The sequence below is a fragment of the Spongiactinospora gelatinilytica genome (assembly GCF_003236385.1).
In the GTDB taxonomy this organism is placed as follows: Bacteria; Actinomycetota; Actinomycetes; order Streptosporangiales; family Streptosporangiaceae; genus Spongiactinospora; species Spongiactinospora gelatinilytica.
In genome coordinates, this window is sequence record NZ_POUA01000400.1 from 1 (window position 1) to 6795 (window position 6795).

A 6795-nucleotide genomic window follows, 5' to 3' on the forward strand; every position below is an offset into this window, starting at 1 on the left:
GATGGGGCCGGGGCGAGGCGGGCGCGGCGGCCCAGGGCGGTCAGGGCTTCGATGAGCGGGGTGGCGTCGAGTTCGCGGGCCGTGGTGAGGGCGGCTTTCCACTCGTCGGCCGCGGCGGCGCGGTCGCCCGCGGTGATGAGGGATTCGGCGAGGCGCCAGCGGGAGCGGGCGACCTCGTAGGAGAAGCCGAAGTCGAACGCGGTGGCGACGCGGGCCCAGATGGCGGGGGTGGCGGTGCCGCGGACGCGGTGCCATTCGGCTTCGGCGCGGGCGAGCCAGGCGAGGCCCTCGACGCCGAGCGGGCCGCGGGCGCCTGAACCCGGGCCGGTGGTGGCCGCGTGGCGGGCTCGGGCGAGCAGGTCGTCCGCCAGATCGGCGGCATCGGCGGAGCCGGTTTCGGTGAGGCCGGCGGAGCCGGTTTCGGCGAGGGCGGCGAGGCCGATGGCGCAGATGCGGATGAGGACCGGGTCGTACGGCTCGACGATGGCGATCAGCGCTTGGACGTGCGCGAGGGCCGCCTCCGGGTCGCCGCGCCAGAGGGCGTGTTCGGCCTCCAGGCCGCGCGACATGTACGCGATCAGCGGGAGACACTGGAACTTCCGCAGCCACGACAGCCGTTCCTCGGCGGCCGGCTGGCCACGGGCCACCTCGACGAACAGCGCGAAAGAGGACAGCAGGGCCTCGGCCTCGGTGCCGACGCGGATGGGGAAGCCCGCCGCCACGCGCTGGGCGTCGTCCCATTCGCCGAGAACGTAGTGGATGAGGAAGCGCAGAAAGCGGAGTTCGGTGCCGAAGGTGCTCCAGGAGAGCCCGGCCTCGGCGGCGAACCGGACGCCGCGGTCGGCGGTACGGGCGGCGGGGGCCAGGTCGCCGGCCTCGTACTGGAGGCGGGCCAGGTTGAACAGGCCGCGCAGGTTGATGGACAGGTCGGGGCCGGGGCGGGAGGTGACGCGCTTGAGCAGGCGTTCGGCGGTGACCTCGTCGCCCGCGATGGAGGCGTACGCGGCCAGGGAGATGAGGGCGCTGTTGGCCGCGTCCGACTCGCCGGCGGCCTCGGCGGCCGAGAAGGCGCGGGCGGCGAGGTCCTTGCCCTCGTCGTGCCGGGCGGTCCAGTACAGGACGCGGGCGTAGGTGGCCAGGGCGTGGGCGCGCATGGAGTCGTCCGTGGCGGCCTCGACGGCCGCCTGGGCGGCCTGGATGGAGCCCGGCTCGTCCTCGATCTCGGTGAGGTAGTAGGCCAGCCGTTCGTTGACCTCGGCGGTCGGCGGAAGCTCCTTGAGCTGGGCGATCGCGCGGCGGTTGTCGCCGCTGTCGGCGGCGGCGACGGCGCTGCGCAGCCCGAGGCTGGTGCGGTCGGTGCCGGTCAGCCGTTCGGGGTCGGGTACCCGGTCCCACAGGCCGAGCGCCTGGTCGAAGTGGCGGTGGGCCTCGGCGGGGGCGCCGAGGCGCAGCGCGCGGCGGCCCGCCTCGGCCGACGCGGCGAGCGCGCCCGCGAGGTCGTGGCTGGCGAGGTGGTGGTAGGCGAGTTCGGCGGGGTTGCCGCCCCCGGGGTCGGCGGTAAGCAGCGCGGCGTACTGCGTGTGCAGCCGGGTACGCTCGCCGGGCAGCAGGTCGCCGTAGACGGCCTCCCTGAGCAGGGCGTGCCGGAAGACGTAGCCGTACCCGTCGCGCAGCAGCAGCCCCCTGGACACGATCTCGCGCAGCGCCTCGTCGAACCTGGACTCCTCCAGCCCGGCGGCCCCGGCGAGCAGGTCGTGGTCGGCGCGGCGGCCGGCCACCGAGGCGGCGCGCAGCGCCTGCTGGGCCGGTTCTGACAGCTTCTCCACGCGGGAGAGCAGGAGTTCGGCGAGCCCTTCCGGAAGGCCGGCGTCCTGATCACGATCGCCGTCGTCGCGGGCGGCGAGCAGTTCCTCGGCGTAGAAGGCGTTTCCTCCGGCGCGTTCCACGATCGAGTCGATGGAGCCGGTGGACACCGTGGCGGGGGGCGCCAGCGCGGCCAGGTGGTCGGCCATGACGTCGGGGGGCAGCGGGCCGAGTTCGATCGGGACGACGATGGGCAGCCGGCGCAGCTCGGCCAGCAGCGGGCGGAGCGGGTGGCGGCGGTGGATGTCGTCGGTGCGGTAGGTGCCGGCCAGGCAGACGCGTTCGGACTGCAGCATGCGGGTGAGGAAGACGAGCAGGTCGCGGGTCGAACGGTCGGCCCAGTGCAGGTCCTCCAGCAGGAACAGCACGGGCCGTTCCGCGGACAGCTCGCTGAGCAGGGCCAGGACCTGTCCGAACAGCCGCTGCTGGGTGAGGCCGCCGGCCTGTTCCTCGTCGGTCTCGCCGCGCGTGCCGGGGAGCAGGCGGCGGAGCACGGACCAGGCCGCGACCTGGTCGGGGGGCGCGTCGCGGAGGGCGTCGGCCAGCGGGAGGTACGGCATGGCGTCGCCCAGCTCGGCGCACTGCCCGGCCATGACCATGAACCCGAGCCCGGACGCCCACTCCGCCAGCTCGGTCACCAGGCGGGTCTTGCCGATCCCGGCGTCACCGCCGACGAGCGCCAAGCCCGCCGACCCTTCGGCCGCCGCCCGCGCGACGCCGATCAGCCGGTCCAGCTCGGCGGACCGCCCGATCAGCGCGCTTTCCGCCGGTCGCCACGCTCGCCACGCCATGCGCCGAGTATGCCATGTCAGACCAAGGCCGGGTCTCCGGCGGTTCAGCGTAGGTTCAGGGGGTCTGGGCCAGGGCCTCGGGGATGCGGTCGAGCACCGGGAAGGGGGCCAGGCCGTACGCGTAGAAGTCGACCGCCTGGGCGCCCGCCGCGCGCACGGCGCGGACCTTGGCGGCCAGGCGGTCGGCCGAGTCGGTGTCGGGGAGGCCGGGGCGAAGCACGGCGCGGATCTGGCGGTCCTTGCCGACCGAACGGCGGTACGCGGCCACGTCGTCGGCGACCCTGGCCGCGTCGCGGGCGTAGGCGAGCACCCCGAAGGAGGGCACCAGGTCGCCGAGCGCCAGCAAATCGATGCCGAGCTGCCAGGCGTCGTGGGCGGCGAGCCCGGGGGACGGCAGGCCGTCGGTGTATCCCTTGTGCGCGCCGGTGGCGTCCAGGAAGACCAGCTTGGAGTCCTCTTCGGCCACGGCCGTCGACACCGCCGCCACCAGCGAGGTCACCGTCTCGGAGCGGGCGCGGGCGTAGGCGACGACGTCGGGCCCGGCGTACGCGGTCAGCGCCGCGCGGGTGACCTCCCCCTGGGCCGGCGGGTCGCCGTCCAGGATGCCGCCGACGATCCGGGCGCACTCCTCCCTGGCCACCTCCGCATGGACGCCGAGGTCGGTGGCGCGGCGCATGCAGTACTCGCAGAAGCACAGGCTCAGCAGGAACGCGTCCATCGGGCCGAGCGGGACGAAACACCGCTCGTGATGGTATCCGTGGGCGAAGGGGGCGAAGTGCAGGGATTCGGCCACCACGCCGTCCACGCCCTGCCGGGCGACCGCGCGGGCCAGCGCCTCGGCGTAGAAGCGCACGTCGGGGTGGGCGGGGCACAGGTCGGCCGGGGAGCCCCGGTCGCCGAAGCAGTTGCGCACGGTGACGTCGGGGTTGGCCAGGCCGAGCGTGGTGTTGTGCAGGAAGACCGTCCAGCCGTACAGCTTGAGGCCGCGTACGGCGGTGGCCTCGCGCAGCGCCGCCAGCGGCTCCTCCGCCGCGCCGTCCTGGATCGGCGGGGCCAGCCGCAGCTCGGTGAACAACTCTTCCGGCGGGTGGAAGTGCGTGCCGTCGTAGCGCAGGGTCACCCGGGTCTGGCCGTGCGGGGTGACGTCGCGGGCGCGGTGGTAGGCGGCGGCGACGGTGATGCCGCCCGCGCCGTACGCGGTGAGGCGGTCGAGCACCTTGTCCATGCCCTCGCCCCTGATGTCCTCGACGAAGACGTATACCGAACTGTCCACCTCAGCCGTCCTGCCGTCTCGAAAGCCGCGTGCCATCGACCCTGCCGTAATGCCCTGCCACCAGGCCCTGCCGTCACCAGGCCCTGCCGGGAAAGCGCCCTCCGGAATCGTGCCTCCAAGCCGTGTCAGAAGACCCGGGCGGGTCAGAAGATACGTCTCAGAAGTACGTGGCGATCAATTCGACCACGACATGACGCTCGTCCACCACCGGCAGGACCCGCCACTTGTCAAACGCCGTGCATGGATGGGATATGCCGAATGAGACCAGGTCGCCCGGCCGCAGGTCGTTCTCGCCCGTCAGCAGTGCGTGCTGGTCCCACATCTTGACCACCTCGCCCTTGACCGGGGACAGCTCGCCGTCCGCCCGCCGGACCGCCTTCGGCACCGGCAGCCCCTCGTCGTAGGGCGCGTCGCGCTTGCCGAACCCGACGATGGTCATCCCCGGCTCGGGGGTGGACAGCACGTGCGCCCAGACCTCCAGCGCGGGACGCAGTTCGCCCGTGATCCGGTTGTACGGCGTGCGTTCGCGGTAGATGCCGTCGTCGTGGGTGATGTAGGCGCCGCTGCGCAGCAGTACGCGGGCCTGGCAGTCGGCCAGCTCCCGGCCGATCACGTCGAACCACATGCTGCCGCCCACCGACAGGATCGGGTCGCGCACCCGCAGGTGGTCCAGCGCCTCGCGCAGCCGGCCCAGGTACGCGCGCACCTGGTCGGCCGAGTCGAGGGTGCCCTCGTAGCCGCCGACCCCGGCCAGTTCGACGCCCGACGCGGCCTGGGCGGCCGCCGCCACGTCGAGCAGGTCGCCGACCGTGCGGCAGCCGCCTCGCCCGCCCGGCTGCCCCAGTTCGGCCAGCACCCGGAACGGCCTGGCTCCGGCGTGCCGGGACATGATCTCGATCTGCGCGACGGAGTCGGCGAAGCACAGGAACTCAAAGGACGGATCGCGCTCCAGCTCGGCCGCGATGGCGCGCAGGCCAGCCGGATCGACGATCTCGTTGGCCACCATGATCCGCTCGACGCCGTGGCCGCGCAGGATCAGCGCCTGGCTCGGCGTGGCCACGGTGAACCCCCACGCGCCCGCCTCAAGCTGGGCGGCGAGCAGCGCGGGGGCCATGGTGGTCTTGGCGTGCGGGGCGAGTTCCATGCCGTGCTCGCGGGCGAACCCCGCCAGGGTGGCGATGTTGTGCCGCAGCGCGGCACGGTCGGCGACCATGAGCGGGAAGCTGAACGGCCCATCGAAGATCGACCGTCCGGCCGGGTCCGCGAGGATGCCCTTGGCCGCCCGGACGTCCGGCTGCTCGGGAGTCCGCAAGGAGGCGCCCCTTTCGCGCGAAGCCTGGTTAGGTGCTTCGCACTTTATCGGGGCTCATTCGGCGTCGCCGCTCCGGTACGGCAGGCTCGCGCAGCCCGCCTGCGGCAGCAGCGGGCGGGCCGCGATCGCCTCCCTGGCGCGCTGTCTGGCGAGGTTCCAGCTCTGCCAGGTGGCGGGCTCGGAGAGGCCCGCGGCCCTGGCGATGTCCTGGAGGACGCAGGTACGCATCGGCTCGGGCAGCCGGTCCAGGGCGGGGATCGCCTCAGGGCCGAGTTCGTTGAGGTAGTCGATGTCCAGCCGGCTGATGGTCTTCCTGACCTCGAGCTGGGTCGCGGCCACCTGGAGGTCGGGGTTCCAGACCGCGAACGCCACCAGCCCGGCTCCGGTCAGCGCGACGAGCGCCCTGGGCAGCCGGCCGCCGTGGCCGCGACGCGTCAGGCGTACCGCACCGGCCACGATGACCAGCACGAACACGGCGGCGAGCCAGATGATGGTGGCGGCCACGGAGGCGCGCAGCCGGGTGTAGCCGTAGGCGTCGGTGTAAAGGCCGAGGCGGTGCATGGCGGAGGCCAGGATGACCATGGTGAGCAGGCACAGCACTCCGAGCAGTACGGCCAGCGCCCAGCGCTCCCGGCCGCGCACGGACACGAGGCCCGCGGCGACGGCCACCACGGCCAGCACGAACACGCTGACGATGAGGAGCTGGAAGAAGCCCTCCCTGGCGTAGGCGGCGTAGGTCAGGCCCGCGGTCACCGCGACCCGCCGGCCGCCGCCGAACAGCACGGTGATCTGCACCAGGACGAACGCGGCGAACAGCAGGTTGAGCGCGACCAGCGGCAAAGCCCACACCGATCGGCCGACCCGCAGCCGCACGTCGGGGGCCACCGGCTCGGCCACCGGGCGCAGGCCCACCAGCAGCCCGGCCGCGGCCAGCGCGCCGAAGATCAGGAACATGAACCCCTTGGCCGGTACGGTGTCCAGCCAGCCGGGCGGGGTGAGCAGTATGCGGAGGTAGGAGGAGAAGACCGCGTCGGCGGAGGCGAACAGCGCGCCGAAGATGCCGAGCAGGCCGAGCGTGAGCGCGATGCCGGCGACGAGCTGGCCCGGCTTGCTGGGCCTGCGGCGGGCCAGGGCGCGCAACGGCCCACCGGCGAACCACGGCAGCGGAGGCAGCGCCAGGACCAGCGAGACCAGGCCCCGGAGCAGTCCGTACCAGCCGCGACCGGCTCCTGAGATCGCCAGCGACACCAGGCAGAAGCCGGCCAGCATGGACGGGACGACCAGCCAGACGGCGTGCAGGAACAGGGCGGTGCCGATCAGCGCGTGACCGATCAGGCCGAAGGTGATCGACCAGCCGTCCAGCCTGCGCCACACGGCGGGTACGACGGCGACTCCGGCGGCGAGGGCGGCGAGCACCATGCCGAGGCCGGGCGGGCCGTACGGCACGGCGACGATGGCGAACACGGCCACGGCGACGATGGCGGCGAGGCCCCAGGGGGGCATGTCCGGGACCTGTCTCTTATACACACTGACGCTGCCGACGACTAGTCGAGTGT

General features: G+C 73.4%; 4 protein-coding genes. All 4 read right to left on the reverse strand.

Features of this window, described 5'->3' with window-relative positions:
- Positions 1 to 2654 (reverse strand): ATP-binding protein (locus tag C1I98_RS32895; protein ID WP_111171243.1); only part of this gene is annotated, 2654 nt, incomplete at its 3' end.
- 55 nt (positions 2655 to 2709) lie between these two features.
- Positions 2710 to 3927: a hypothetical protein gene (locus C1I98_RS32900; protein WP_111171244.1), complete on the reverse strand. Its 1218-nt coding sequence runs from the start codon at positions 3925 to 3927 to the stop codon at positions 2710 to 2712.
- Positions 3928 to 4084: 157 nt separating this feature from the next.
- Complete coding sequence (locus C1I98_RS32905) at positions 4085 to 5239, reverse strand: alanine racemase (RefSeq protein ID WP_233508391.1); 1155 nt, start codon at positions 5237 to 5239, stop codon at positions 4085 to 4087.
- A gap of 54 nt (positions 5240 to 5293) precedes the next feature.
- Positions 5294 to 6795 (reverse strand): DUF4153 domain-containing protein (locus C1I98_RS46540; RefSeq protein ID WP_233508392.1); only part of this gene is annotated, 1502 nt, incomplete at its 5' end.